At 70.3% G+C, this 26,043-nt stretch carries 22 protein-coding genes, 2 rRNA genes and 2 pseudogenes; 8 read left to right on the top strand and 18 right to left on the bottom strand.

What is annotated here, in order from left to right; translation table 11 throughout:
• Positions 1 to 39 precede the first annotated feature (39 nt).
• Positions 40 to 1,809 (top strand): arginine--tRNA ligase, encoded by a 1,770-nt coding sequence (gene argS, locus ACFYWI_RS02900; RefSeq protein ID WP_389224498.1) that lies wholly within the window; start codon positions 40 to 42, stop codon positions 1,807 to 1,809.
• A gap of 64 nt (positions 1,810 to 1,873) precedes the next feature.
• Here the strand turns inward: argS and ACFYWI_RS02895 are convergent, their stop codons facing one another.
• On the bottom strand, positions 1,874 to 2,143 hold the full coding sequence (locus ACFYWI_RS02895; protein ID WP_389224496.1) for a DUF1876 domain-containing protein: 270 nt from the start codon (positions 2,141 to 2,143) through the stop codon (positions 1,874 to 1,876).
• Positions 2,144 to 2,526: 383 nt separating this feature from the next.
• Here ACFYWI_RS02895 and ACFYWI_RS02890 point away from each other — a divergent pair, with 383 nt between their 5' ends.
• From ACFYWI_RS02890 to ACFYWI_RS02880, 3 genes are all read left to right on the top strand, one after another.
• On the top strand, positions 2,527 to 3,288 hold the full coding sequence (locus tag ACFYWI_RS02890; protein WP_389224494.1) for a DUF4253 domain-containing protein: 762 nt from the start codon (positions 2,527 to 2,529) through the stop codon (positions 3,286 to 3,288).
• A 267-nt stretch (positions 3,289 to 3,555) separates the two neighbouring features.
• Positions 3,556 to 4,434, top strand: coding sequence for a glycoside hydrolase family 19 protein (locus ACFYWI_RS02885; protein WP_389225191.1), 879 nt, complete (start codon positions 3,556 to 3,558; stop codon positions 4,432 to 4,434).
• Positions 4,435 to 4,609: 175 nt separating this feature from the next.
• A complete protein-coding gene (locus ACFYWI_RS02880) occupies positions 4,610 to 7,393 on the top strand; it encodes an alpha/beta hydrolase family protein (RefSeq protein WP_389224492.1) in 2,784 nt (927 codons plus the stop codon).
• A 70-nt stretch (positions 7,394 to 7,463) separates the two neighbouring features.
• Here ACFYWI_RS02880 and ACFYWI_RS02875 read toward each other — a convergent pair.
• Positions 7,464 to 7,681, bottom strand: a pseudogene (locus tag ACFYWI_RS02875) (ATP-binding protein); the annotation flags it as partial.
• Here ACFYWI_RS02875 and ACFYWI_RS02870 point away from each other — a divergent pair.
• A pseudogene (locus tag ACFYWI_RS02870) lies at positions 7,676 to 7,840 on the top strand (DUF397 domain-containing protein); the annotation flags it as partial. The pseudogenes ACFYWI_RS02875 and ACFYWI_RS02870 sit on opposite strands and share 6 nt — an antisense overlap.
• A gap of 3 nt (positions 7,841 to 7,843) precedes the next feature.
• On the opposite strand, the gene hemB reads toward ACFYWI_RS02870, so the two are convergent.
• The 6 genes from hemB to ACFYWI_RS02840 form a co-directional block, all read right to left on the bottom strand.
• Positions 7,844 to 8,845, bottom strand: coding sequence for a porphobilinogen synthase (gene hemB, locus ACFYWI_RS02865; RefSeq protein WP_389224490.1), 1,002 nt, complete (start codon positions 8,843 to 8,845; stop codon positions 7,844 to 7,846).
• Positions 8,846 to 9,097: 252 nt separating this feature from the next.
• Complete coding sequence (locus ACFYWI_RS02860; protein ID WP_389224488.1) at positions 9,098 to 10,762, bottom strand: uroporphyrinogen-III synthase; 1,665 nt, start codon at positions 10,760 to 10,762, stop codon at positions 9,098 to 9,100.
• Entirely contained in the window at positions 10,759 to 11,718 is a 960-nt protein-coding gene (gene hemC, locus ACFYWI_RS02855) for a hydroxymethylbilane synthase (RefSeq protein ID WP_389224486.1), read from the bottom strand. The genes ACFYWI_RS02860 and hemC overlap by 4 nt, the downstream gene beginning before the upstream one ends.
• Complete coding sequence (locus ACFYWI_RS02850; protein WP_389224484.1) at positions 11,715 to 13,373, bottom strand: glutamyl-tRNA reductase; 1,659 nt, start codon at positions 13,371 to 13,373, stop codon at positions 11,715 to 11,717. Before ACFYWI_RS02850 ends, hemC begins: the two co-directional genes overlap by 4 nt.
• Entirely contained in the window at positions 13,370 to 14,095 is a 726-nt protein-coding gene (locus ACFYWI_RS02845; protein WP_389224482.1) for a redox-sensing transcriptional repressor Rex, read from the bottom strand. Before ACFYWI_RS02845 ends, ACFYWI_RS02850 begins: the two co-directional genes overlap by 4 nt.
• Positions 14,096 to 14,435: 340 nt before the next feature.
• Positions 14,436 to 14,711 carry a glutaredoxin family protein gene (locus ACFYWI_RS02840; RefSeq protein ID WP_389224480.1) on the bottom strand — a complete coding sequence of 92 codons (276 nt, stop codon included), beginning with the start codon at positions 14,709 to 14,711 and terminating at the stop codon, positions 14,436 to 14,438.
• Between the two features lie 135 nt (positions 14,712 to 14,846).
• Between ACFYWI_RS02840 and ACFYWI_RS02835 the strand changes: the two genes are divergently transcribed.
• The 3 genes from ACFYWI_RS02835 (at position 14,847) to ACFYWI_RS02825 (ending at position 18,520) form a co-directional block, all read left to right on the top strand.
• Complete coding sequence (locus ACFYWI_RS02835) at positions 14,847 to 15,788, top strand: HAD family hydrolase (RefSeq protein WP_389224478.1); 942 nt, start codon at positions 14,847 to 14,849, stop codon at positions 15,786 to 15,788.
• 429 nt (positions 15,789 to 16,217) lie between these two features.
• On the top strand, positions 16,218 to 17,066 hold the full coding sequence (locus tag ACFYWI_RS02830) for an ECF subfamily RNA polymerase sigma factor, BldN family (RefSeq protein ID WP_389224476.1): 849 nt from the start codon (positions 16,218 to 16,220) through the stop codon (positions 17,064 to 17,066).
• 278 nt (positions 17,067 to 17,344) lie between these two features.
• Positions 17,345 to 18,520, top strand: coding sequence for a DUF5667 domain-containing protein (locus ACFYWI_RS02825; RefSeq protein ID WP_389224474.1), 1,176 nt, complete (start codon positions 17,345 to 17,347; stop codon positions 18,518 to 18,520).
• 56 nt (positions 18,521 to 18,576) lie between these two features.
• On the opposite strand, the gene ACFYWI_RS02820 is transcribed toward ACFYWI_RS02825, so the two are convergent.
• The 10 genes from ACFYWI_RS02820 to ACFYWI_RS02775 all read right to left on the bottom strand — a co-directional run.
• The gene (locus ACFYWI_RS02820) at positions 18,577 to 19,707 is read right to left on the bottom strand and encodes a lysophospholipid acyltransferase family protein (protein ID WP_389224472.1); all 1,131 of its coding nucleotides are present in this window, start codon (positions 19,705 to 19,707) and stop codon (positions 18,577 to 18,579) included.
• 15 nt (positions 19,708 to 19,722) lie between these two features.
• Positions 19,723 to 20,805 carry an NAD-dependent epimerase/dehydratase family protein gene (locus ACFYWI_RS02815; protein ID WP_389224470.1) on the bottom strand — a complete coding sequence of 361 codons (1,083 nt, stop codon included), beginning with the start codon at positions 20,803 to 20,805 and terminating at the stop codon, positions 19,723 to 19,725.
• Positions 20,806 to 20,952: 147 nt separating this feature from the next.
• Positions 20,953 to 21,051 (bottom strand): 30S ribosomal protein bS22, encoded by a 99-nt coding sequence (locus tag ACFYWI_RS02810; RefSeq protein ID WP_003948845.1) that lies wholly within the window; start codon positions 21,049 to 21,051, stop codon positions 20,953 to 20,955.
• Between the two features lie 122 nt (positions 21,052 to 21,173).
• Positions 21,174 to 21,386, bottom strand: a complete 213-nt coding sequence (locus ACFYWI_RS02805; RefSeq protein WP_014046653.1) for a helix-turn-helix domain-containing protein — start codon at positions 21,384 to 21,386, stop codon at positions 21,174 to 21,176.
• A 128-nt stretch (positions 21,387 to 21,514) separates the two neighbouring features.
• The gene (locus ACFYWI_RS02800) at positions 21,515 to 22,330 is read right to left on the bottom strand and encodes a phosphatase (RefSeq protein WP_389224468.1); all 816 of its coding nucleotides are present in this window, start codon (positions 22,328 to 22,330) and stop codon (positions 21,515 to 21,517) included.
• Between the two features lie 293 nt (positions 22,331 to 22,623).
• On the bottom strand, positions 22,624 to 23,802 hold the full coding sequence (locus ACFYWI_RS02795; RefSeq protein ID WP_389224466.1) for an acetoin utilization protein AcuC: 1,179 nt from the start codon (positions 23,800 to 23,802) through the stop codon (positions 22,624 to 22,626).
• Positions 23,753 to 24,991, bottom strand: a complete 1,239-nt coding sequence (locus ACFYWI_RS02790; protein WP_389224464.1) for an MFS transporter — start codon at positions 24,989 to 24,991, stop codon at positions 23,753 to 23,755. Before ACFYWI_RS02790 ends, ACFYWI_RS02795 begins: the two co-directional genes overlap by 50 nt.
• A 43-nt stretch (positions 24,992 to 25,034) precedes the next feature.
• The gene (locus ACFYWI_RS02785) at positions 25,035 to 25,679 is read right to left on the bottom strand and encodes an HAD family hydrolase (protein WP_389224462.1); all 645 of its coding nucleotides are present in this window, start codon (positions 25,677 to 25,679) and stop codon (positions 25,035 to 25,037) included.
• A 62-nt stretch (positions 25,680 to 25,741) separates the two neighbouring features.
• Positions 25,742 to 25,858 (bottom strand): 5S ribosomal RNA (gene rrf, locus ACFYWI_RS02780).
• An 85-nt stretch (positions 25,859 to 25,943) separates the two neighbouring features.
• Positions 25,944 to 26,043: ribosomal RNA gene (locus ACFYWI_RS02775) — 23S ribosomal RNA — on the bottom strand; the annotation flags it as partial.

Here is a 26,043-nt window from a genome sequence, read left to right as displayed (position 1 = left end):
TGAGCACCGGCTCACCGACCCCGACAGGAACGGAAGCTCATGGCCTCGGTCCCTTCTCTCGCTTCGACCGTGCAGCAGCGCCTCGCGGACGCCCTCTCGGCAGCCCTGCCGGAAGCCGGCTCCGCCGACCCGCTGCTCCGACGTAGCGACCGGGCCGACTTCCAGGCCAACGGGATCCTGGCACTCGCCAAGAAGCTCAAGGGCAACCCGCGCGAGCTGGCGGCGAAGGTCGTCGAGGCGATCCCCGCCAACGACGTCCTGAAGGAGATCGAGGTCTCGGGCCCCGGCTTCCTGAACCTCACGATCACCGACAAGGCGATCGTCGAGACGCTGGCCGCCCGCGCCGCCGACGACCGCCTCGGTGTCCGGTACGCGCCGGACGCCGGCACCACGGTGATCGACTACGCGCAGCCGAACGTGGCCAAGGAGATGCACGTCGGCCATCTGCGGTCCGCGGTGATCGGCGACGCGATGGTGCAGATCCTTCGGTTCGCCGGTGAGAAGGTGATCCGGCGCCACCACATCGGCGACTGGGGCACCCAGTTCGGCATGCTCATCCAGTACTTGATCGAGCACCCGCACGAGCTGGACCACAAGCGGGAGGGCGAGGTCTCCGGCGAGGAGGCCATGTCCAACCTGAACCGCCTCTACAAGGCCTCGCGCGCGCTCTTCGACTCCGACGAGGAGTTCAAGGACCGGGCGCGGCGCAGGGTGGTCGACCTCCAGTCCGGCGACGCGGAGACCCTCGCGCTGTGGCAGAGGTTCGTGGACGAGTCGAAGATCTACTTCTACTCGGTCTTCAACAAGCTCGACATGGAGATCCGCGACCCCGACGTCGTCGGCGAATCCGGGTACAACGACATGCTCGACGAGACCTGCCGCATCCTCGAGGAGTCCGGCGTCGCCGTGCGCTCCGAGGGCGCGCTGTGCGTCTTCTTCGACGATGTGAAGGGCCCGGACGGCAACCCGGTCCCGCTGATCGTCAGGAAGTCCAACGGCGGCTACGGCTACGCGGCGACCGACCTGTCCGCGATCCGCGACCGGGTGCAGAATCTCGGCGCCGACTCCCTGGTGTACGTCGTGGACGCCCGCCAGTCCCTGCACTTCAAGATGGTCTTCGAGACCGCACGCCGGGCCGGCTGGCTGAACGACAAGGTCAAGGCGGTCCAGCTGGCCTTCGGCACGGTGCTGGGCAAGGACGGCAAGCCGTTCAAGACCCGTGAGGGCGAGACGGTGCGCCTGGTGGACCTGCTGGACGAGGCGATCGACCGGGCAACGACCGTGGTGCGCGAGAAGGCCGCGAAGATGGGCCTGAGCGAGCAGGAGATCGTCGAGAACGGGCAGTACGTGGGCATCGGCGCGGTCAAGTACGCCGACCTGTCCACGTCCGCCGTGCGCGACTACAAGTTCGACCTGGACCAGATGGTGTCGCTGAACGGCGACACCTCCGTGTACCTCCAGTACGCGTACGCCCGTATCCAGTCGATCAAGCGCAAGGCCGGCGACACCAAGCCGGCCGCGCATCCGGAGCTCGAGCTCGCCCCGGCGGAGCGCGCCCTCGGCCTGCACCTGGATCAGTTCGGCGAGGTGATCGGCGAGGTCGCCTCCTCGTACGAGCCGCACAAGCTGGCCGCATACCTGTACCAGCTGGCCTCGCACCTCACCACGTTCTACGACCAGTGCCAGGTGATCAGCGAAGCCAACACGGTGGAGGTCTTCGAGAACCGGCTGTTCCTCGTCGACCTGACAGCGCGCACGCTCCGGCAGGGCATGGCGCTGCTCGGCATCCGGACGCCCGAACGCCTCTGAGAACACGGCGCCCGGGCGTCCTGGGAATCCTCGGCCCTCCAGGGGATCACCCCGTTACGCCCGCTCACCCGAGCGGGTGCGACGTCCTCCCCGAAGCGTCGTCGATCTGCCCGTGAGCCCTTTCCAGCAGCTGGGAGGCGAGGTCCATCAGGGCGCGTGCGCCCGCGATCTCCTCGCCGACCAGCAGCTGCGGCTGGTCGGACCGGTGACGATTCGCATTGCCGTGGCCGCGGTATTCCGTGCCGTCACCGAGCCTCACCATGGCGGCCGCCCTCGTCCGGTCGCCTTCCTCCCGGAACTCCATCTCGATGTGCCATCCGACGAGTGTCTGCATGGCGGATCACCTCCAGCGATACCTCCAGAGTGCTCCGCCCGAGCACAGATCACCACTGGCGGACCGGGGTCCCCCGGGGTGCACCCGGGTACACCTGGCCCGGATGTCCGAACGGCTGCCGCCTTCCCCAGCTTTCAAGTCCGGTTACAGCGGCAGCGATGGCGGCCAGTGCCCGGAAGCCGCCCGCACCTGGCGCCGGTCCACCGACAGCAGCGAGCGGGGCGGCGCCTGCGCGAGGCCTCCACCCACCCCGCCGCCGTCCTGCGCCTCCGCCGGAATCGTGCACACGGATCCGGTGAGACCGGAATCCGCGTACAGGACCGGGCGGCCAACCGCTCATCGCCACAGGCCCGTTGTCAGTGGTGCCCCCTATCGTCGGGGGCATGGTGATCAATCCGAACGCACTCGGGATGGAGATCCCGCCCGGCAGCATGCGCGTGCAGCCTTCCCTCTGGTACGCGGACGAGCCTGCGCGTCCGGGCACATGGGCGGACCTGCTCCCGGCCCGGGCCGGGGCCGGCATGCAGCCCGTCCTTCTGGTGAACGACGAGAAGCGTTCCGTGGCCTGGGACCAGACGCTCGACGCCGACCAGGCGCCCGACGATCCGGACGACCACGATCCGGTGGAGACTCTGCGGCATCTGTGGGACTGGGTCCAGGCCGAGGACGGGGACGAGGACGACGCGGACACCATCGCGCCGTTCACGACCGCGTGGCCCGGACTCGCGCCGCCGGGTGAGCTGAGGGACGACCCCGATGCCGTGGCCGCACGGCTCGCGGCCGAACTGGTCGAGGACGGCAGGCTGCCGGGCGCCCGCGCAGGCCTGGTCCCCGCCCGCCGCAGCGCGGACGTCCTGACCTCGCTCGGCTGGCTCGGGGCTTGCAACCACACGGACACGGCCCCGCTGTCGTCGATCCTGCGCTCCTGGGAGGACCGGTTCGGCATACGTGTCGTCGCGCTCCACTTCGACCGCCTGGACCTCTCGGTCGCCGCACCGCCGCGCACGATGGACGAGGCGCTGGCCGTCGCCGCCGAGCACCACGCGTTCTGCCCGGACAACGTCTGGCAGGAGTACGAGACGATCCGCGAGTACGCGGCGGAGGCTCTGCTCGGCAAGCAGCACTGGACGTTCTGGTGGGACTAAGCCACCGGAGAGGATGCGCCCGACCCACCACCGCCGGACCGGGGAGACGAGCACTGAGCGGCGCCTGCCCGGCCGGGCATCCGTACTCGTTCCGGACGAACTTCCGGACGCACTTCGACCCGCATTGGTCTATACCTTGACTCGATCATGACATAGCGCTTGAGTGGGCGGCACAGCCCCCCACCGCGGCCCGGTCCGGAGTGAACTGCTGCTCCGGGCCAGGCCGTTGGCGTACAAAGGAGTGAACGAGTCGTGAGAAATCGCCTCATGGCGCTGCTGGTCGCGGTCCTCGTCGCCACCGGCCTCGCCGCAGTGTTGATGCCCTCCGCATCGGCCGCGTCCGCAGCCGGCGTCTGCGACACCGCGCCCAACTGGCAGGCCGGCGCCTGGTACACGACTGGCAACGTTGTCCGATACAACGGCGCTTACTACATAGCCGAGCACGACAACCCCGGTTACGACCCGACGATCAGCACGTGGTACTGGGACCCGTACACCTGTAGCGGCGGCGGGAACCCGTCCCCCTCCGGCTTCGTGGTGAGCGAGGCGCAGTTCAACCAGATGTTCCCGAACCGGAACGCGTTCTACACGTACAGCGGACTCACCGCGGCCCTGAGTGCCTACCCGGGCTTCGCCAACACCGGCAGTGACACCATCAAGAAGCAGGAGGCCGCGGCCTTCCTCGCCAACGTCAGCCACGAGACCGGCGGACTGGTCCACGTCGTGGAGCAGAACACCGCCAACTACCCGCACTACTGCGACTGGAGCCAGTCCTACGGCTGCCCGGCCGGCCAGGCCGCGTACTACGGCCGCGGGCCGATCCAGCTCAGCTGGAACTTCAACTACAAGGCGGCGGGCGACGCGCTCGGCATCGATCTGCTGAACAACCCGTGGCGGGTCGAGCGCGAGGCGGCCGTGGCCTGGAAGACCGGCCTGTGGTACTGGAACACCCAGAACGGCCCCGGCACGATGACCCCGCACAACGCGATGGTCAACCAGGCCGGTTTCGGCCAGACCATCCGCTCCATCAACGGCTCCCTGGAGTGCGACGGGAAGAACCCGGCGCAGGTCCAGAGCCGGGTCTCCAAGTACCAGCAGTTCACCCAGATCCTGGGCGTCGCCCCCGGCGGGAACCTCTACTGCTGATCGCCCTGATGGGCTCATGAACGGGCCGCGGCCCCGGGGCGCTCCCCCGGGTCCGCGGCCGCACCATGTTCGCGCGGCCCCACAGGCAACCCACGGGATCTTCTCCCCGTCCTCGGAGATCGAGAGGCACCCGGCCGAACCGGGCGCCCCACCCATGGGCTTGAGGAGGGGACCGTTGATACGTGCCCGGAGGATATGGGTTACCGCGACAGCGGTGCTCACGGTGGCGGGCGTGTCGCCGGCGGTGGCGCAGGCCCGGCCGCAGCCACCTGAGATCCGGCCCGCCACGGCGGCGAAAGACAACGGTGTCCTGCCGCCCGGCTGGAGGATCACGAACACCGACGGGGAGAACGCGCTGGAGTGGCGTTCCCCGCGGCCGGTGCCGGCGGGCGACGCGCGCGTGGAGTTCCACGCCGACGGCAAGCTGGTCGGCGTGCCCGAGCCGGAGAAGGACGGCCGGACCTTCCGGCTGCCCCTCGACGACGCGCGCACAGCAGATCTGACAGACCTCCAGGTACTGGCGGCGGGCCGACGGCTGGACCAGGAGGCCGATGGGGCGTCCGACGCCCGGCACCGGCGTTCCGCGCCACCCGCCGCCAAGCCGCTCGCGGAGCTCCCGGCGGGATCCGTCGACCCGGGCAAACCGGGCACGTACCGCACGGTCACCGGCGAGTACACGCTCGCCCCGGTCCGCCTGCCGGGCTTCTCGGCACCCGTCGAAATGCGCGGCGTAGTCGTCGCGCCGAAGGGCGCCACCGGCAAGCGTCCGATCGCACTCTTCCTGCACGGCCGGCACGCCACCTGCTACGTGCCGGGCGGCGAGGAGTCGAACATCGACTGGCCCTGCGCCAAGGGCGCCAAGCCGATCCCGAGCCACCGGGGCTATCTGCGCGACCAGCAGCTGCTGGCCTCCCAGGGCTACGTGACCGTGTCGGTCGCCGCCAACGGCATCAACGGCCAGGACGGAAACGCCGAGGACGGCGGAGCTCAGGCGCGTTCCTCGCTGGTGCGGACGCACCTGGCCCACTGGGCCGACTGGGCCGCCAAGCCGGCCACGGCACCCTCGGCCGTACGCAAGGCACCGAAGGCCGACCTGTCCCGCGTCCTGCTCGTCGGCCACTCGCGTGGCGGCGAGGGTGTCAACCGCGCTGCCATGGACAGCCTCTACCCGCCCCCGGCCGGCCAGGACGGCCACCGCGGCAAGGTGCGCTGGCACATCCGCGGCACCGTGCTCATCGGACCGACGATCTTCGGCCAGAACCCGGTGCCGGATGTGCCGTCGCTGACGATCCTGCCGGGCTGCGACGGCGACGTCTCCGACCTCCAGGGCCAGGTGTACGCCGACGGCACCCGCGGCGTCAGCCGGGGCAGTGCCCTGCACAGCGCGGTCCACATGGTCGGCGCCAACCACAACTACTTCAACAGCGAGTGGACACCGGGCCGGGCCCAGGCACCCGCCGAGGACGACTTCTGGCACGACCCCGAGCAGCCGGACCCGGTGTGCTCGCCGGGCACCGCGACCCGGCTGACCGCCGATCAGCAGCACCGGGCCGGCGCCACATACATCGCCGCCGCGGCCCGGCTGTTCGTCGCCGGGGACGACCGGGTGCGCGAGCTGCTCGACGGCTCGGGCCGCCGGGCGCCCTCCGCCGACCCCGCGCGGGTGCTGACCCACGCGGTCGGCGCGAACCGCGGCGCCGGCTTCCTGCCGGACGGCTCCGTGAAGGTGACCGGAGCACGGCTGTGCTCCGCGATCGACCCCGACCCGCGCACCGCATGCCTTGACGCGGAGGCCGGCGGCTCCTCGCCGCATTTCGCGCAGTGGCAGCCGGAACGCGAGACCGGCCGCCGCGCCGTGGCACTGCGCTGGTCTGCGCCGGGCACCGCGGTGAAGGTGCGCCCCGAGAAGCCGCTCTCCGCCAAGGGTGCCAAGAGCCTCGCGCTGCGCGTGTTCGTGCCGCCGAACTCCACCGGCACGCAGCTCGACGTGTCCGTCACCGACGCCTCCGGCAAGCGGGCGAACCTCGGTCGCGTGCGGGTGGACGGGCTGCCGGGCAGCGACCGCACCGCCTCCTACTGGGCACGCGAAGTGCGCGTACCGCTCACCGCCGCCACCCGCGCCGGCCTCGACCTGCGCCGGGTCGCCTCCCTGGAGCTGATCCCGCGCAACCGCTCCGGGCGGGCGTGGCTGATGGACGCCTGGGCCTGGAGCCCGGGCACCCCCGTCGTGCGGGAGGCAGCGCTGACCCGTGTCGACATCGGCCGCCTGAAGGTCAAGGAAGGCGACTCGGGCGAACGCACGTACCGGGTGCCCGTGCGTGTGTCCGGCAAGGGCAGCGGCACCGTGCGGCTGTACGTCCTCGACCCGGTCACCGGCAAGGCGAAGGACCGGCTGGTGACCGTGCGACCCGGCAGCAGCGGCATCGACGTGACGGTGAAGGTGAGGGGCAACAAGCGGTTCGCCTGGGACGTGTCCCACGACGTGCTCGTGAAGGCGGTCCGCGGGACCGTCGTCGGCTCGCACTCAGGCGGCGTCACCGCCGAGAACGACGACCCGATGCCCGAGATCACCGTGAAGCCGGTCGCCGGCGAGGTGACCGAGGGGCAGCCCCTGAAGTGGCAGGTCACCCTGTCCGCACCCGCCGACGTCGAGATGACGAGGACGCTGCGGTTCGCGCCCGTCCCGGGCCGCCCCGAGCTGTCCACCAAGGACGTCGACCGGCAGTGGCTGCTCGACATGATCGGCAACGTCCCCGAGGGTGACATCCCGCTGTCCCAGCTGGAGTACGCCTATCTGTGGGCGGCGGTACCCGTTGGGAAGACCAGCGCGGAGGTGACTGTGCCCACGGTGAGGGACCAGGTGGCCGAGCCGAAGGAGTACGTGGGCCTCCAGCCCACCGACGACGAAGGTGAGCCGCACGGCCCGGCGCTGACCGGCACGGTGCTCGACGCGTCGTAGGCACAGCCACGTCGTTCATCCGGCCGTGAAATGGCCCCTCGACTCACGGCCGGGTGAACGCGACACCACATCACCTTGCCCGGAGCGCGTTGCCCGGAGCGCGCCGGCCGATACCCCAGGCGTCGGCCGGCGCGTCCACCAGCAGCAGTCCGCGCCCCGACTCCCCCTCCGAGGCGCGGACACCGGGCCGCCCGTCACGCTGTCGTGCACCTCGACCCGCAGCGCGGCCCCTTGCTCGTACAGCCACAGCCGCAGTAGGTATCCGCGGCCGGGCGGCACGCCGTGCACAGCCTCGAAGTGGCCTACGCCTGGCGCAAGTCCAGCCACAGCGGCAGCGAGGGCGGGCAGTGCGTCGAGGTCGCCGCCCACCCGGCCGCCGTGCACGTCCGCGACTCCAAGGACCCCGGCGGCCCGGTGCTCACGCTCGCCCCGGACCCCTGGGCGTCCTCGTCAGCGACCTGCGCCGAGGCCCCGGGCGGCCTCGGTCGCCCAGTAGGTCAGGATCATGCTCGCGCCGGCGCGCTTGATGCCGAGCAGTGTCTCCGCGATCGCCTTGTCCCGGTCGATCCAGCCCTTCTCCGCGGCTGCCTCGACCATCGCGTACTCACCACTGATCTGGTACGCCGCGACCGGCACATCCACCGCTTGCGCGACCTTCGCCAGGACGTCCAGGTAAGGTCCGGCCGGCTTCACCATCACCATGTCGGCGCCCTCCTCGAGGTCCAGCGCCAGCTCGCGCATCGACTCGCGGACGTTTGCCGGGTCCTGCTGGTACGTCTTGCGGTCGCCGCGCAGCGAGGATCCGACGGCCTCGCGGAACGGCCCGTAGAAGGCCGACGAATACTTCGCCGTGTACGCGAGGATCGACACGTCCTCGTGGCTGGTCCGGTCCAGCGCATCCCGGATGACACCGACCTGGCCGTCCATCATTCCGCTGGCGCCCACCACATGGACACCCGCGTCCGCCTGGACCTGGGCCATCTCGGCGTACCGCTCCAGCGTCGCGTCGTTGTCGACCCGCCCGTCCGCGTCGAGAACGCCGCAGTGCCCGTGATCCGTGTACTCGTCCAGACACAGGTCGGACATGATGACGAGTTCGTCGCCCACCTCTGCCTTCACATCCCGGATCGCGGCCTGGAGGATTCCGCCCGGGTCGGTTCCCGCCGTACCGAGGGCGTCCTTCTTCGCGTCCTCCGGCACCCCGAAGAGCATGATCCCGGCAACACCCGCCTCGCGGGCCTCGACGGCTGCCTTGCGCAGGGTGTCGCGCGAGTGCTGCACGACGCCGGGCATGGCCGAGATCGGAACGGGCTCGCTGATCCCCTCCCGTACGAAGGCGGGAAGGATCAGATCGGCGGGATGCAGCCGGGTCTCGGCGACCATGCGCCGCAGGGCGGGAGTGGTCCGCAGGCGCCGCGGCCGGGCGCCGGGAAAGGATCCGTACACAGTCATACGTGCCACGCTACGCCCGCCCGGACGGGGCAATTACCGACAGCGCGTCGGCCCATGCGGAGGCTCGGCCCCCGGACCCCCGCGCCTCGAACGCCGGCGAGGCTGCATGGTGCGGACCGCGTCGCCAGAAGCAGCCCGTCCGGCGATCGACGACCCGGCCGAAGGCCGTCCGGGGGCTTGCCCCCCGTCACGGGAAGGGGCGGGTAGGGGAAAAGAACCCCACCCGCCCCGAATTCACCGCCCCGGCAGGCGTCACGTCGTGCGACGACGCCGCCCGCCAGGCCTGCGCTCGCTCGGCCGCGTCACATGCTCCCCGGCCTCCACGGCCGCCACACGCCGCCTCGCCCCGAACTCCGCCAGCGCCTCGGCGAGCTTGTGCACCGACGGCTCCGGCGACAGCACGTCCACCCGCAGGCCGTGCTCCTCCGCCGTCTTCGCGGTGGCCGGGCCGATGCAGGCGATCACGGTCACGTTGTGCGGCTTCCCGGCGATACCCACCAGGTTCCGCACGGTGGACGACGACGTGAAGAGCACGGCATCGAAGCCGCCCCCCTTGATCGCCTCACGCGTGTCCGCCGGCGGCGGCGACGCGCGCACGGTCCGGTAGGCGGTCACGTCGTCGACCTCCCAGCCCAGATCTATGAGCCCGGCCACCAGCGTCTCGGTCGCGATGTCAGCTCGCGGCAGGAAGACCCGGTCGATCGGGTCGAAGACGGGGTCGTACGGCGGCCAGTCATCGAGGAGACCCGCCGCGGACTGCTCACCGCTCGGCACCAGGTCCGGCTTGACGCCGAAGTCGACCAGCGCGGCAGCGGTCTGCTCGCCCACGGCGGCGACCTTGATGCCCGCGAAGGCACGTGCGTCGAGCCCGTACTCCTCGAACTTCTCCCGCACCGCCTTGACCGCGTTGACCGAGGTGAAGGCGATCCACTCGTAGCGGCCGGTCACCAGGCCCTTGACCGCGCGCTCCATCTGCTGGGGTGTGCGTGGCGGTTCGACCGCGATGGTCGGCACCTCGTGCGGCACCGCACCGTAGGACCTCAACTGGTCGGAGAGCGACGCCGCCTGCTCCTTGGTCCGCGGAACGAGCACCTTCCAGCCGAACAGCGGCTTGGACTCGAACCACGCGAGCTGGTCGCGCTGGGCAGCGGCACTGCGCTCACCGACCACGGCTATGACCGACTGGTGGCCGTCGGGGGACGGCAGCACCTTCGCCTGCTTCAGCGTCTGCGCAATCGTGCCGAGCGTGGCCGTCCACGTCCGCTGCCGCGTCGTGGTGCCGGCGACGGTGACGGTCATCGGGGTGTCGGGCTTACGGCCCGCCGCCACGAGTTCACCCGCCGTGGCGGCGACTGTCTCCAGGGTGGTGGAGACGACGACCGTGCCGTCGCTCGCGCCGACCTCGGTCCAGCACCGGTCGCTCGCCGTACGGGCGTCCACGAACCGGACGTCCGTGCCCTGCGCGTCGCGCAGCGGCACACCGGCGTACGCAGGCACGCCGACGGCTGTGGCAATACCCGGTACGACCTCGAAGGGAATCCCTTCGGCGGCGCAGGCGAGCATCTCCTGACCTGCGTCGGTGTCGAGGCCGGGATCGCCGGTCACCGCACGGACGACCCGCTTGCCTGAGCGCGCAGCCTCCATGACAAGATTGGCCGCGTCCCTGAGGACGGGGATACCGGCGGTTGTTGACACGTCGTCAACAATCGTCAGTTCAGGCGTGCTTACGCTCGCCCGCGCATGGCCGCGTACGACGTCGAGCACATCCGGCTCGGCGATCAGCACGTCGGCGCACGCGAGCGCCTCTACGGCGCGCAAGGTCAGCAGACCGGGATCGCCGGGACCGGCCCCCAGGAAGGTGACATGCCCGTGACCGTGCGCGGGAAGGGCCGACAGGTTCGAGGTGGTGGGGCTCAAAGTGCTCGCTCCCCCATAAGACCAGCCGCACCCTTGGCGAGCATCTCGGACGCGAGTTCGCGCCCGAGCGCCATGGCGTCGTCGTGCGACGTGGGTACGGGACCGGTGGTGGACAGCTGCACCAGCGTCGAGCCGTCGGTCGTGCCGACGACGCCGCGCAGGCGCATTTCGGTGACAACCTGTCCGTCGTCCAGCAGGTCGGCCAACGCACCCACAGGTGCGGAGCAGCCGGCCTCCAGGGCGGCGAGCAGGGAACGCTCGGCGGTCACGGCGACCCGTGTGTGCGGGTCGTCGAGTTCGGCGAGCGCGGCGGCGAGTTCCGCATTGGCTGCGGTGCACTCGACTGCCAGTGCCCCCTGGCCGGGGGCGGGCAGGACTGAGTCGACCGACAGGAAGTCGGTCACCTCGTCGGTCCGTCCGATCCGGCTGAGCCCGGCCGCGGCGAGAACCACCGCGTCCAGCTCACCGTTTCGGACATAGCCGACGCGGGTGTCGATGTTTCCGCGGATCGGTACGGTCTCGATCCGCAGCCCGTGTGAGCGCGCGAACGCGTTCAGCTGCGCCATCCGGCGCGGCGAGCCGGTGCCCACCCGGGCGCCGTGCGGCAGCCGGGCGAGCGTCAGCCCGTCCCGTGCGACCAGCACGTCCCGCGGATCCTCACGCTCAGGGATCGCGGCGAGCACGAGCTCCTCGTGCTGCGCGGTCGGCAGATCCTTGAGCGAGTGCACGGCGAAGTCGACCTCGTCGCGCAGCAGCGCGTCGCGCAGCGCGGCGACGAACACACCCGTGCCGCCGATCTGCGCGAGGTGCTCACGGGAGACGTCGCCGTACGTGGTGATCTCGACGAGATCGACGGGACGGCCGGTCACCCGGCGCACCGCCTCCGCGACATGCCCGGACTGGGCCATGGCCAGCTTGCTGCGCCTGGTCCCGAGCCTCAGTGCCCTCTCGGTCATACTCGCCCTCGGTTCTTGACATCGGCGTCATTCAGGTCGGCCCGGCTGACGGAGGCGACCGTCTCCGGGTCGAGGTCGAAGAGTGTGCGCAGCGCGTCCGCGTACCCGGCGCCGCCCGGTTCGCTGGCCAGCTGCTTGACCCGCACCGTCGGCGCGTGCAGGAGCTTGTCCACGACGCGGCGCACGGTCTGGGTGATCTCGGCGCGCTGCCTCTCGTCCAGACCGGGCAGACGACCCTCGAGCCGGGCGACCTCACCGGCCACCACATCGGCGGCCATGGTGCGCAGGGCGACCACGGTCGGAGTGATGTGAGCGGCGCGCTGGGCGGCGCCGAAGGCGGCCACCTCGTCGGAGACGATGACGCGCACCTGGTCCACGTCCGTGGCCATCGGCGCGTCGGCGGAAGCCTCGGCGAGCGATTCGATGTCGACGAGCCGGACCCCGGGCAGACGGTGGACGGCGGCGTCGATGTCACGGGGCATGGCGAGGTCGAGCAGCGCGAGCCGCACCGGTCCCGTGCCGTGCACGATGACGGGGTTCTTGACGGGCCGCGGGGCCCTCGAGGCGTTGTCGACCCAGGCGCCGTGCTGCGCGAGCGAGTCGTCCAGCCCGACGGGGCACTCGGCCGCGCTGCCGATCGCTGCGTTGTCGGCACCGGTCGTGGGCGCCGTCTGCAGGGCGGTCGGGAAGCCCTCCGTGTCGTCGACGCGCCCCGGGGTCTCGGCGACCCGCCCGTCACGTGCGGCCGCGGCGGCCAGACGCGCGACCACGCTGCCCTCGGGGGCCCTCAGATCGACGCCGGAAGAGGCCACCGGCACGACATGCTGCGCCAGCGCCGCCGCGACGGACTCCGCCGTCAGCACCAGCCCGGTCGCGCCGGTGCACGACACGGCCACATCGGCACGTGTCAGCTCTTCGGCCACGTCCGCCATGGATACGGCATGAGCACTCACGCCGCCAGGCTCCGTCAGCGCCGCCGCCAACCGCTCGGCGCGGTCCTGTGTCCGGTTCGCGATGACCAGTTCGCGTACGCCGAGACGGGCCAGCGTCGTCGCGGCGAGCGAGGACATCGAGCCGGCGCCGATGACCAGCGCCCGCTTGCCCGCGGCCCACGTCTCGACCGGTGCGCCCGCGGCCAGCTGCTCGAGACCGAACGTGACGAGCGACTGCCCGGCCCGGTCGATCCCGGTCTCGCTGTGTGCGCGCTTGCCGACCCGCAGGGCCTGCTGGAACAGGTCGTTGATCAGTCGCCCGGCGGTGTGCAGTTCCTGCCCGAGCGCGAGCGCGTCCTTGATCTGCCCGAGGATCTGCCCCTCGCCGACGACCATGGAGTCCAGCCCGCAGGCCACCGAGAACAGGTGGTGGACGGCCCGGTCCTCGTAGTGCACGTACAGATAGGGAGTGAGCTCCTCGAGGCCCACCCCGCTGTGCTGGGCGAGCAGCGTGGACAGCTCGGCGACACCGGCGTGGAACTTGTCCACGTCGGCGTACAGCTCGATGCGGTTGCAGGTGGCCAGCACCGCCGCCTCGACCGCCGGCTCCGCGGCCAGGGTGTCCTGGAGCAGCTTGATCTGCGCGTCCGAGGGCAGGGATGCCCGCTCCAGCACGCTCACCGGCGCACTGCGATGGCTCAGCCCGACGACCAGGAGACTCATGCCGGCATCACGGCGGGCATGTCCCCGTCGGGTCCCTTCCGGCCTGCGGCCTCGGCTTCCTCGCCGGCCTTGCGCTGCTCGTGGAAGGCGAGGATCTGCAGCTCGATGGAGAGGTCGACCTTGCGCACGTCGACGCCGTCGGGAACCGACAGGACGGTGGGCGCGAAGTTCAGGATCGAGGTGACGCCGGCCGCGATCAGGCGCTCGCACACCGGCTGGGCCGCGCCCGCGGGCGTCGAGATGACGCCGATGGACACCCCGTTGTCCTTGATGATCTTCTCGAGCTCGTCGGTGTGCTGCACGGGCATGCCCGCGACAGGCTTGCCGGCCATCTCCGGGTCGGCGTCGATCAGCGCGGCGACGCGAAATCCACGCGAGGCGAAGCCGCCGTAGTTGGCCAGCGCGGCGCCGAGGTTACCGATACCGACGATCACGACCGGCCAGTCCTGGGTCAGACCGAGCTCACGGGAGATCTGGTAGACGAGGTACTCGACGTCGTAACCGACCCCGCGGGTCCCGTACGAGCCGAGGTACGAGAAGTCCTTGCGCAGCTTCGCGGAGTTGACCCCCGCGGCGGCCGCGAGTTCCTCGGAGGAAACCGTGGGTACGGACCGCTCGGACAGCGCGGTCAGTGCGCGCAGATACAGCGGAAGCCGGGCGACGGTGGCCTCGGGGATTCCTCGGCTACGGGTCGCCGGTCGGTGATTTCGGCCAGTTGCCACGGTGCTCCTGCGGGATGAGCGAGGCTGCAGGCGACCACGTGTTCCGAGGCCGCCCCGTCGAGTGCAGGCTATGTCTTTGTGAACGCGTGCACAAAGATGGTGTCCGCTTTGTCCGACCAAAGTGACCGGGGTCACGCCATCCGTACGTCCGATCCCGGAACCCCGGACCACCCCGGTCCGTTGAAGAGCCGATGGGGGCACAGCCATGGACACTCCTCACGATGACGCCCCCGCGACCGCTGATTCCGCCTACTGTGCCCTGTCCTCATCGCGTCCCGATAGAGCCGGGCCCGCCGGAGAAAACCCAGCAAAACGACCATGATGGTAACCGCCTTCGCCGCTATGCCCCCAACGCGCGACGGAGCCGTCCGGCGTCCACCTTCCAGAACGTGTGCTGCTCCCCGTCGACCAGCACCACCGGGATCTGCTCCCAGTAGGCACGGTGCAGCTCCTCGTCCTGCGTGATGTCCTTCTCCTCCCACGAAGCGCCGGTCTGCGCACACACCGCCTCGATCACCACCCGCGCGTCGTCGCACAGATGACACCCGGGCTTCCCGATCAGCGTGACCACGCGCTCACCGGCCTTCTTCTTCGTACGCCGCAGCAGGGGACTCATACGCCCATTCTCCGCCCGCCCACGCCCGGACCCGCCCGCCGCCGGCCGTCCGCTTAACAGGGGAGTCGCGCAGTGTTCACGCCACTGCTCCCCGGCGGGTCGGGAAGTGCCAGGCGGAATGGCTATGCTCACGTCATGGCCGCACTGGGATGGCTCACCCCCCGCAGGCGCCCCGCCACCGCACGCAGCGTGCTCGCAGGCGAGGCCGCAGCCGAGGCAGCCCGTAAGTCCTCACAGGCGTACGAGGCCCTCGACGCACAACTCGAGACAGCCGCGCCGACAGAACCGGAGTTCCCCGTCGCCGGGGACGACCGGGCCGCCGCCTTCTTCGACCTCGACAACACGGTCATGCAGGGCGCCGCGATCTTCCACTTCGGGCGCGGCCTGTACAAGCGGAAGTTCTTCCAGCGTCGTGAACTGGCGCGCTTCGCCTGGCAGCAGGCGTGGTTCCGGCTCGCCGGCGTCGAGGATCCCGAGCATATGCAGGACGCACGCGAGAGCGCCCTGTCCATCGTCAAGGGCCACCGCGTCTCCGAACTGATGAGCATCGGCGAGGAGATCTACGACGAGTACATGGCCGACCGCATCTGGCCCGGCACCCGGGCCCTCGCCCAGGCTCATCTCGACGCGGGCCAGAAGGTCTGGCTGGTGACCGCCGCCCCGGTCGAGACCGCCACGATCATCGCCCGGCGGCTCGGCCTGACCGGCGCGCTCGGCACGGTCGCCGAGTCCGTCGACGGCGTCTACACGGGCAAGCTGGTGGGCGAACCGCTGCACGGGCCGGCCAAGGCCGAGGCGGTACGTGCCCTGGCCGCCGCCGAGGGGCTGGACCTCGGCCGGTGCGCCGCCTACAGCGACTCGCACAACGACATCCCGATGCTCTCGCTGGTGGGCCATCCGTACGCGATCAATCCCGACACCAAGCTGCGCAGGCATGCGCGGTCGCTGGACTGGCGGCTGCGGGACTACCGGACGGGCCGCAAGGCGGCCAAGGTCGGCATCCCGGCCGCGGCCGGGGTGGGCGCCCTGGCCGGTGGCACGGCGGCCGCGGTCGCCCTGCACCGCCGCCGTCGCTGACGACCGCCACCGACGATCGCCGCAGGCCACCGGCCCTGACCACCGCCACTGCCGCGGCCTCGGTGTTCGCAAGCCGTCCGCCCCGCATCGCGGCGCATGGCGGTCGGCGGGGCGACGGCACGGCGGTGCCGATCCACCGCCCGCCCCGCCCGGGCCCTCCCACCGGGCCGGGAGCCGAGGCTCGACCACAACCCACCACCCGATAAGACAGATCACGCACTAATTCGATCAATAACTGCTCACAATGTGGGACGTGATCCGTCGCGCAGACGTAACAGAAGCGACGGAAACGACGATTTGAGCAACTGGGTGTAGCACTGCCTGTACGAAGCGTTATTCTCCTCAGACGCATGACGGACCCCACCAGTCCTCACGACGGGTGACCGGTCCCGCACTGCACGTGATGGAAGCTCTGCCTCTGGGAGTCCCGTGTACCCACACGTCGGGGTTGACGCCTCGGGCCTGGCTACGCTGCGCGCAGCGGTCCTCGACCACTTGCGTGGCTTTGTCCCCACCGCGTACACCGTCCCCGCAATCGCCACGTCCGGCCTCGCCGTCAGCGGCCCGGCCGCCCCCTGCTACGCCCTGACCGACGGCATCGGGAAAGGTCCCGCGCGCGGCGCCGTCGTCGAGGGGCGGCGGTCGGGTGACGGGCGGGGGGTCGGCAGGCGCGGCAGCCGCAGCAGCTCCGGCGCCGCGACGACCGCCCGCAGGCCCACCGCCGACAGCGACAGCGCCCGCATGATGGAACTGGTCGAGCGCGCCCAGGCGGGCGAGGCCGAAGCCTTCGGCCGGCTCTACGACCAGTACAGCGACACGGTCTACCGCTACATCTACTACCGCGTGGGCGGCAAGGCGACGGCGGAGGACCTCACCAGCGAGACCTTCCTGCGCGCCCTGCGCCGTATCTCCACGTTCACCTGGCAGGGCCGCGACTTCGGCGCCTGGCTGGTGACCATCGCCCGCAACCTGGTCGCCGACCACTTCAAGTCGAGCCGCTTCCGGCTCGAAGTGACCACCGGCGAGATGCTCGACGCCAATGAGGTGGAGCGCAGCCCCGAGGACTCCGTCCTCGAGTCACTCTCGAACGCCGCACTGCTCGAAGCGGTCCGCAAGCTCAACCCCCAACAGCAGGAGTGCGTGACCCTGCGCTTCCTGCAGGGCCTCTCCGTCGCCGAGACGGCCAGGGTGATGGGGAAGAACGAGGGCGCGATCAAGACCCTCCAGTACCGAGCCGTCAGGACACTGGCCCGGCTCCTCCCCGACGACGCCCGCTGACCCACCACGTCCCGCCCTCCGCCGTCCCCGCGCCGTTACACCCCCCACCCCCCTCCGGCCCTTACCCAACTCACAATCGGTGACGCCCCGATGACGCACTGGTCCGATCATCTTTCGCGCGTAACCCAAGTGCCGCGCCGCTCGTTGTGCGGGATGCAGACTCCCTGTGGACACGCCCTACCCGCTTCCACTCACTCGTTTGTGTGGATTCGCTCAAGGCGTGCAACCCTCCAGACCCCCAGGGGAGTCGACCGTTATGACGAGAGGAGGTGCCGCCAGTGATCGCGAACGTATCGGCGCACCGGCGGGCGAACGCCTTCGCCCAGGCCTTGGAAGATCAGGACCCCGAGCAGCCGGAAGAGTCGGTCGAACCGACTGAGCACGGACGGCTGTTGGCCCTGGCGAACGGTCTCGGCGAGCTGCCGAAACCGGAGCTGGACCCCGAGGTCAAAGTGGTGCAGCGAGCACAGCTCGTGGCCGCCATGGAATCGATGTTCGCCGCGGGAGGTGCGTCCGAGGGCCCTACGGTGCCCGAGCAGCGGACCCACGGCCGCGGCGCCCATCGGGCCTCCCCGCTCCGGAAACTGCGACCACGCTCCCGCTGGTCGAAGGGGCTTGCGGCCGGCGGTCTGACCGTCGGTGTCGCCGCGGGCGCCTTCAGCGGAGTGGCCGCTGCCAGTTCCGACGCCCTCCCCGGTGACTCGCTGTACGGGCTGAAGCGTGGCATGGAGGACTTCAAGCTCGGCCTGGCGGACGAGGAGTCCGACCGGGGCGAGCTCTACCTCGACCAGGCATCGACCCGCCTCAGCGAAGCCCGCCGACTGATGGAGCGCGGCCGCGCCGGCGACATGGACCACGAGTCGCTCGGCGAGGTCCGCCGCGCGCTCAACGGCATGCGCCACGATGTCGTGGAGGGGCACCGCCTGCTCTCCCTGGCGTACGAACGGGACGGGTCGCTCGGCCCGATGGCGACACTCAATTCGTTCTCCCGCTCGCACCGCGACGCGTGGAACGGACTGCGTGAGCGCCTGCCCGTCCAGTTGACCGACGTCGGCAACGAGGTGAGTTCCGCCTTCGACGCCATAGACCAACAGGTCGGTCCGCTCGAGTCGCTCCTGCCGCGCGCACCGCGGAGCGGCCCCGGCTCACAGAGCCCCGGCGCCACCCAGGACGCCGGGCGCACCACGGGCCCCGGCCGTACGACACCGTCCGCGGCGGACACCGCCGACGGCCGCACGGGCGACAACAGCAAGCCACGGCCGTCCGGCTCGAGTTCGACGGCGGACGACGGACTGCTCGACGGCAATACGGGCGGCCTGCTCGACCCACCGGCGAAAGGCACCGACCCGTCCCCGTCCGGCAGACAGTCCACCCCTCCGGAACCGGATGTCACCATCCCGCCGCTGCTTCCCGGCATCCTGCCGGGCCTGGGCCTCGGCAGCGAGGACGAGTAGGGACACGTACATGCGTGAGGGTGGGCCCCTGACCGGGGCCCACCCTCAGGCATGTCTCAGAAGAAGACGGACCGGCGCTGCACCAGCAGCTTGTACAGGGTGTGCTGGATCTGCTCCCGCACCTGATCCGTCAGATTGAACATCAGCATCGGATCCTCCGCCGCCTCCGGCGGATAGCCGTCCGTCGCGATCGGCTCCCCGAACTGGATCGTCCACTTCGTCGGCAGCGGCACCGCCCCGAGCGGCCCGAGCCACGGAAACGTGGGCGTGATCGGGAAGTACGGGAATCCCAGCAGCCGCGCGAGGGTCTTCGCATTGCCGATCATCGGGTAGATCTCCTCCGCCCCGACGATCGAGCACGGCACGATCGGCGCACCCGCACGCAGCGCCGTCGACACAAAGCCGCCCCGCCCGAAGCGCTGCAGCTTGTAGCGCTCGCTGAACGGCTTCCCGATGCCCTTGAAGCCTTCCGGCATCACCCCGACGACCTCGCCGCGCTGCAGCAGCCGCTCCGCGTCCTCCGCGCACGCCAGGGTGTGCCCCGCCTTGCGTGCCAGTTCGTTGACCACCGGCAGCATGAAGACCAGATCGGCGGCGAGCAGCCGCAGGTGACGGCCCGCCGGATGGTTGTCGTGGACGGCCACCTGCATCATCAGCCCGTCCAGCGGCAACGTCCCCGAGTGGTTGGACACCACGAGCGCCCCGCCCTCGGACGGGATGTTCTCGATGCCCTTCACCTCGACACGGAAGTACTTCTCGTACAGCGGCCGGACCAGTGACATCAGAACCTGGTCGGTCAGCTCCTCGTCGTAGCCGAACTCGTCGACCTCGTAGTCACCCGTGAGGCGGCGGCGAAGAAACGCCAGCCCGCCCGCGACCCGCCGATCCCAGCCACCACCGCCCGCCGGCCGCACAGCCTCCTGCCCGAGACCGGCGGCCCCGGGACCGCCCTCGTGGCTGCCCTCATGACCGGCCGTCACGGCGCCCTGTGCCGCACCGGAACCACGTGCCGTGCTCTCGGTGTCCCCCGCGCCGTGCTGCCCCGGCAGCGGGCTCACCGGCGCCCGCACCGCGGTCGTGGGCTCGGCCTTCCTGCGACCGCCCCCCGCGGGGCGCCGTCGCGCCGGGCGCTGCGCTCCGCCGCGCGAACGGTCGTCGTCGAACGGAATGACCTTGGCGTCCGCCATCGTTGGCTGCGCTCCTTACCTGGCTTGTCCGGCGCTGGCAGTCGTGTGTACGGGCGGCTCCTCGCTGCCCCCGAACGGCAGCGCCGCCGCGACCCGGTCCACCGCACGGGCGACGGCCTCCGGCGGCAGCAGCCCCGGAGCACGGCTGCGGGCGAAGTCCGCAAACGTTTCAGCGGTCGTGAACTTCGGGTCGAAGCCCAGCGTCTCGCGCATCTGGACCGTGCTCACGACCCGGCCGTGGGTGAGCAGCCGGATCTGTTCGGGCGAGAAGTCCGTGATGCCGACCGTACGCAGCGCGGAGCCGACCCAGGTCACCGCCGGCAGCAGCACCGGCAGGGTGGGCCGCCCCAAGCGCCGCGAGCACTGGGAGAGCGTCAGCACCCCGTCCCCGGCAATATTGAACGTGCCACTGTTCAGCGTCCCGCGCCGCGGCTCGTGCAGGGCGATCCGCAGCACATCGATGACGTCGTCCTCGTGTACGAACTGCAGTCGCGGGTCGTAGCCGAAGACGGTCGGCATGACCGGCAGCGTGAAGAACTCGGCGAGCGGCGAGTCCGCGCACGGGCCCAGGATGTTCGCGAAGCGCAGCACGCACACGGCGACGTCGGGGCGGCGCCTGGCGAAGCCGCGCACGTACCCCTCGACCTCCACCGCGTCCTTGGCGAACCCTCCGCTCGGCAGCGACTTGGGTGATGTGGTCTCCATGAAGACGGCAGGGTCGCGTGGGGCCGAGCCGTACACACTCGTGCTCGACTTGATCACCAGCCGCTTGACCGTGGGCGACTTCTGGCAGGCGCCGAGCAGCTGCATGGTGCCGATGACATTGGTCTCCTTGACCGCCGTACGGCCTCCGGCACCCAGCGGCGTGCCCGTGACGTCCATGTGCACCACGGTGTCCACGGCATGCTCGGCCAGCACCCGCCCTATCGCGGGCTGGCGGATGTCCGCCTGTACGAATTCGGCGCCACCCAGATGGTGGGCCGGCGCCATCACGTCGACACCGATCACCCGTTCCACCTCGGGATCCCGCTGGATACGCCGCACCAGACGGCCCCCGAGCTGCCGGGCCACCCCGGTGACGAGCACGACCTGCCCCAAGATCAGCGCCTTCCCCTAGGTCCTGTGCGTCACCGTAGCGCTTCGGTGTTGCCCTGTGATGACCGCCGGGCGCACTTTTGGCCCAAACGCACCTCGGCCCTTCCACCAGTCGGTGGAAGGGCCGAGACAAACACGTACAGCTGTCGCCTACTTCTTGTTGCGACGCTGAACGCGGGTGCGCTTGAGCAGCTTGCGGTGCTTCTTCTTGGCCATCCGCTTGCGCCGCTTCTTGATAACAGAGCCCACGACTACCCTCGCTCACTTCTCTTCACTCGGTGCGGGGCGTCTGGGCCCACACGACCTACGTCGGCCTAGCCTACCTGCCGCCGAGTGAGGGACGTAATCCGAGGGCAATCGTCCACCCCTCATTACGCGGATTCCACCCCCACGAAGGATTCGCGGAGATACTCATGAACCGCTTGCTCCGGCACCCTGAACGACCTCCCCACCCGGATCGCCGGCAGATGACCGCTGTGTACCAAGCGGTACACCGTCATCTTCGACACTCGCATGACAGAGGCAACCTCTGCCACGGTAAGAAACTTGACCTCATTGAGAGGCCTCTCGCTGCCAGCAGCCATGACCCACCTGTACCTTCCGCACCCGACGCGTACCGGCTTCCCCTCCGGTGACTCTTCGTCGCTGTGCGCTCACTCCCCAGACTAGGGGCGGGTGATGCGAGTGGGGAAGAGGAGCAGCGATCGGCCGCCTACTGTGACAGACACGCTCGATTGAGTACATAGCGCGTCAGCGGCCGGTAGTAATCGGACCGCACGGCGTCATCAAGTGGCACCGCGACCGAAACCCGCCCCTCGGCCTCACCCACGAACAGGGCGGGGTCGTCGGTGTCCGCCAGGCCGATGGCCTCGATACCCAGCTGACCTGCCCCGCAGACCCAGCCGTGATCCCCCACGACCAGCTCGGGCAGTGGGCCCCCGCGCTCGACGGCCGCCTCGAGAACGACCCTGACCGGCAGCGGCGAATGACTGTGCGCCCCCCGAATGCGCCCGGTCTCCTGACTGCCCGGTTCGCACAGCAGCGCGACTCCCTGTACGTACCACACGGTGTACGTGCGTACGCCGAACCGGGTCGTTATGTCGACAGATCGCCCCTGCGCGGGTGTGAGTACGGGACACCCCGCCGCCGACAAAGCGTCTGCCAGCCCGGCGTAGAACCCGAGCAGCCGCTGCGGATGCCCGGTCCCGAACAGCACGGGCGCACGCCGCCGGACCACCTCGCCCAGCCGCCCCGCGAACGCGTCGAGCGCACACAGCGTCCGCTCCGGGTCGATGACGTCGGCCCCCGCCACATGCGCGGGATCACCCGACACACCGCACTTGTCGGCCATGAGCGCGATCAACTCCCGCTCACCCCAGGTCGATTCGGGAAGGAGTCCGAGGGTGACGCGCGGATCCCTGGCGGCGAAGGCGCGATAACTGCGCAGACTGGTCTCACGCGAGGTTCCCACCTCGCCGGCCAACCCGACCCCGACCAAATGCGCCCGCAGCGCTCCCCTGCCCATCACGCTCCCGATGCTGACGCACGAGGACGAGCCCCGGACCGAAAGCGTGGTGACGCCCCACAGTTGGCGTAATGCATCCACACCGAAGCGACCATGGGGCGTGTGGGACGCCCGCCGACGCTCAAGGCCGCCGAGCGGCGCTCGGCCACCGCTGTGCCGTGCCGGGGGCCGGTTCGGATCGAGCCACTCCAGCAGCCCGGCAGACAGCGCCTCGGCCACGTCCGGCGGCGCAGAGCCTTGGCTCGCGGGGATGGGCGGGACCCTGGCTCAAGGACCGATGGAGGGGAACCGCTCCCCTACGGCAGCAACCCTCGCAGCGGGAACACCGCACGCCGCGTCGCCAGCACCGCCTGGTCGACACGATCCGCCGGGTCGTACCCCTCTTCCCACGGCCGCCATGCCACCGAACTCCGCCCATCCGTCATCCTCGCCGGCGCCAACTGCCGCGTCCGCGCGTACACCTCATCGCGCCACGACGGCGGAACCACCGACTCCGGGTCCACCGGCGCATGGGCGGCGATCCCCACCAGGTGCGTCCACGACCGCGGCACCACATCCACCACCGCGTACCCGCCACCGCCCAGCGCCACCCACCGGCCACCTTCCACGTACTCGTGGGCCAGCCCATGGCACGCTTCCTGCACCACCCGCTGCGCATCCAGCGACACCGCCAGGTGCGCCAGCGGATCCTCGAAGTGCGTGTCCGCCCCGTGCTGCGTCACCAGTACCTGCGGCCTGAAGTCGGCGACCAGCTCCGGCACCACCGCATGGAACGCCCGCAGCCACCCCGCGTCCCCCGTCCCCGCCGGCAGCGCCACGTTCACGGCAGCGCCCTCCCCACCACCGGGCCCGCCCGTCTCCTGTGGCCATCCGGTGCCCGGGAACAGCATCTGCGGATGCTCGTGCAGCGAGATCGTCAGTACCCGCGGATCGTCCCAGAACGCCGCCTGCACCCCGTCTCCGTGGTGCACGTCCACATCCACGTACGCGACCCGCTCCGCCCCCAGCTCCAGCAGCCGCGCGATCGCCAGCGACGCGTCGTTGTAGATACAGAATCCCGCCGCCGACCCCGGCATCGCATGATGCAGCCCGCCCGCGAAGTTCACCGCATGCGCCGTGTCCCCGCGCCAGACCGCCTCCGCCGCCCCCACGGACTGCCCGGCGATGAGCGCCGACGCCTCGTGCATCCCGGCGAACGCCGGATCGTCGAGCGTCCCCAGCCCGTACGACTGGTCCGCAGCCCTCGGGTCCGCCGACGCCGCCCGCACCGCCGCCACATAGTCCTCGCGGTGCACGAGCTTGAGGGTCGAGTCCCCGGCCGGCTTCGCGGCCACGACGTTCATGGCGCGATCCAGCTCGTACGCCCGCACCAACCCCATGGTCAGCGCAAGCCGAACCGGATCCATCGGATGGCTGCTCCCGAAGTCATACTTCGTTACCGCCTCGTCCCACATCAACAACCCGCGGCCGCTCATGACCGCCACCGTATCGGGCATCCGCGGCCCCGAACGACCGGGAGTACACCAGCGTCGCCAGCACCAACACCATCGGCACGAGCATCGCACCGCGGTAGCTCCACGCGTCCCCGACAGCGCCCACCAACGGCGAGCCGATCAGGAACCCCACATAGTTGAAAACGTTCAGCCGGGCCACCGCCGCGTCGCTCGCGCCCGGGCCGTGCTTCTCGGAGGCATGCTTTCCGGCCGCCGCGAACGTCTGCGGCACGATCACGCACAGCCCGAACCCCAGCAGGGTGAACCCGATCATCCCCACCCACGCACCCGGCGCGCAGGCCACCACCGCGAACCCGGCCGCGGCCAGCACCGCTCCGCACCTGACGACCGCCACCGCCCCGAACCACCGCACTCCGAGATCCCCGACGGCCCGGCCCACCAGCGTCGTCACCATGTAGGCGTTGTACGGGACGGTCGCCAGCTCCTCCGAACTCCCCAGGACGTCCTGCAGATACTTGGCGCTCCAGTTGGAGACGGTGGAGTCCCCTATGTACGCGAAGGTCATCACCAGACACAGCGGCAGCAGGACGCGGAACGCCACCCCGTCCCCGCCCTGCCCGGCGCCGGCGTTCGCGTCGCTGCGCGCCCGCTCCCCGTCCGCGTACCACCGGCTCCCCACCAGCACCACGGGCAGCAGCACCGTGATCACCGGCAGATACGAGACGACCAGGGCGAGGTCCCAGTGCGCCCCCACCCACGCGAGTGACGCCCCGGCGATGCCACCGAGGCTGTACACCGCGTGAAAGCCGAGCATGATGCTGCGCCCGTAGGCCCGCTGAAGACTGACCCCCAGCATGTTCATCGACGCGTCCAGCGCCCCGACCGACAGCCCGAACACCCCCAGGGCGACGGCCACCTGCCACATCTCACTGCCCGCCCCGACCCCGAGAAGCGCCAGGAACACCAGGGGCTGGGCCCACCTCAGCACCGCGCTGGGCGCGACCTGGCGCACCAGCCGCTCGGTCAGGACGCTCGACGCGCCGGCCAGGATCGGCACAGCGGCGAGAAAGAGCGGCAGGAGGGCATCGGATATCCCGTACCGGTCCTGCACAGCGGGTATCCGGGTCACGAGGAGAGCGAAGGCCACCCCCTGCGCGAAGAAGCTCAACGCCAACGAGGCCCGTCCGTGCCGCAATCGCGCATCTGTCATGGCCGCACAGCGTAGGCCCGGGCCCTACCGAGAGGTAGATGGATCACACGAGCAATGCGGGCAGCTCCGCCATCGTCGTGAAGTACCCCTTGGCCCCCGGCAGCTTCTGCGCGGACGTCATGGCCGTGAACCCGTACACATCCATCCCCGCCGCCCTCGCCGCCTGCACGCCGAGAGGACTGTCCTCCACGACCACGCAACGTTCCGGCGCCACCCCCAACCGCTCGGCGGCATGCAGAAAGAGATCAGGCGCCGGCTTGCCCCGCCCCACGTCCTGCGCACTGAATACGGTCCCTTCGGCGAACCAGCGGTCCAGCCCGGTCCTGCGATGCGCGACCCGGATCCGCTCATGGCTCCCGGACGACGCGACGCAGTACGGCACTCCGTCCGCACCCAGCTTCCCCAGCACGTCGGTCACCCCGTCGACGGCGGCCAACTCCCGCTCGAAGGCGGCGAAGACACGAGCGTGCAGGGTCTCGTCGAAGCTCTCGGGCAGCACCAGCCCGGTCCGCTCCCGCACCAGGTCGTGCACCCGATGCACGGCGCCCCCCATGTAGTCCCGCAGGGAGTCCTCGTACGAGGTGGGGTGGCCGAGCTCGGTGAGATAGCCGGCCAGGATGGTGTTGGAAATGGGCTCGCTGTCGACGAGCACACCGTCATTGTCGAAGATCACCAGGTCATAGCGCATACCCTGACCCTAAACGCAGGAAAGCCCCGCACCAGATGGTGCGGGGCTTTCCCACAATGATTGTTCGGCGGCGTCCTACTCTCCCACAGGGTCCCCCCTGCAGTACCATCGGCGCTGAAAGGCTTAGCTTCCGGGTTCGGAATGTAACCGGGCGTTTCCCTAACGCAATGACCACCGAAACACTATGAAGATATCGACCCGGAACCCCAGGACGGGGCTCGACAGTTCGTTACTTCAGAACTAACACAGTGGACGCGAGCAACTGAGGACAAGCCCTCGGCCTATTAGTACCAGTCAGCTTCACCGGTTGCCCGGCTTCCACATCTGGCCTATCAACCCAGTCGTCTACTGGGAGCCTTACCCT

The organism is Streptomyces sp. NPDC002889, assembly GCF_042888425.1.
Lineage (GTDB): Bacteria > Actinomycetota > Actinomycetes > Streptomycetales > Streptomycetaceae > Streptomyces.
The sequence above is the reverse complement of the archived record's forward strand: the minus strand, read 5'-3'. Positions and strand labels throughout refer to the sequence as shown.

What these genes read in the sequence shown, in the direction of transcription:
- argS (WP_389224498.1), top strand. Translation starts at nt 40, where the DNA reads ATGGCCTCGGTCCCTTCTCTCGCTTCGACCGTGCAGCAGCGCCTCGCG.
- ACFYWI_RS02895 (WP_389224496.1), bottom strand. Translation starts at nt 2,143, where the DNA reads ATGCAGACACTCGTCGGATGGCACATCGAGATGGAGTTCCGGGAGGAA.
- ACFYWI_RS02890 (WP_389224494.1), top strand. Translation starts at nt 2,527, where the DNA reads ATGGTGATCAATCCGAACGCACTCGGGATGGAGATCCCGCCCGGCAGC.
- ACFYWI_RS02885 (WP_389225191.1), top strand. Translation starts at nt 3,556, where the DNA reads ATGGCGCTGCTGGTCGCGGTCCTCGTCGCCACCGGCCTCGCCGCAGTG.
- hemB (WP_389224490.1), bottom strand. Translation starts at nt 8,845, where the DNA reads ATGACTGTGTACGGATCCTTTCCCGGCGCCCGGCCGCGGCGCCTGCGG.
- hemC (WP_389224486.1), bottom strand. Translation starts at nt 11,718, where the DNA reads ATGACCGAGAGGGCACTGAGGCTCGGGACCAGGCGCAGCAAGCTGGCC.
- ACFYWI_RS02850 (WP_389224484.1), bottom strand. Translation starts at nt 13,373, where the DNA reads ATGAGTCTCCTGGTCGTCGGGCTGAGCCATCGCAGTGCGCCGGTGAGC.
- ACFYWI_RS02840 (WP_389224480.1), bottom strand. Translation starts at nt 14,711, where the DNA reads ATGAGTCCCCTGCTGCGGCGTACGAAGAAGAAGGCCGGTGAGCGCGTG.
- ACFYWI_RS02835 (WP_389224478.1), top strand. Translation starts at nt 14,847, where the DNA reads ATGGCCGCACTGGGATGGCTCACCCCCCGCAGGCGCCCCGCCACCGCA.
- ACFYWI_RS02820 (WP_389224472.1), bottom strand. Translation starts at nt 19,707, where the DNA reads ATGGCGGACGCCAAGGTCATTCCGTTCGACGACGACCGTTCGCGCGGC.
- ACFYWI_RS02805 (WP_014046653.1), bottom strand. Translation starts at nt 21,386, where the DNA reads ATGGCTGCTGGCAGCGAGAGGCCTCTCAATGAGGTCAAGTTTCTTACC.
- ACFYWI_RS02795 (WP_389224466.1), bottom strand. Translation starts at nt 23,802, where the DNA reads ATGAGCGGCCGCGGGTTGTTGATGTGGGACGAGGCGGTAACGAAGTAT.
- ACFYWI_RS02790 (WP_389224464.1), bottom strand. Translation starts at nt 24,991, where the DNA reads ATGACAGATGCGCGATTGCGGCACGGACGGGCCTCGTTGGCGTTGAGC.
- ACFYWI_RS02785 (WP_389224462.1), bottom strand. Translation starts at nt 25,679, where the DNA reads ATGCGCTATGACCTGGTGATCTTCGACAATGACGGTGTGCTCGTCGAC.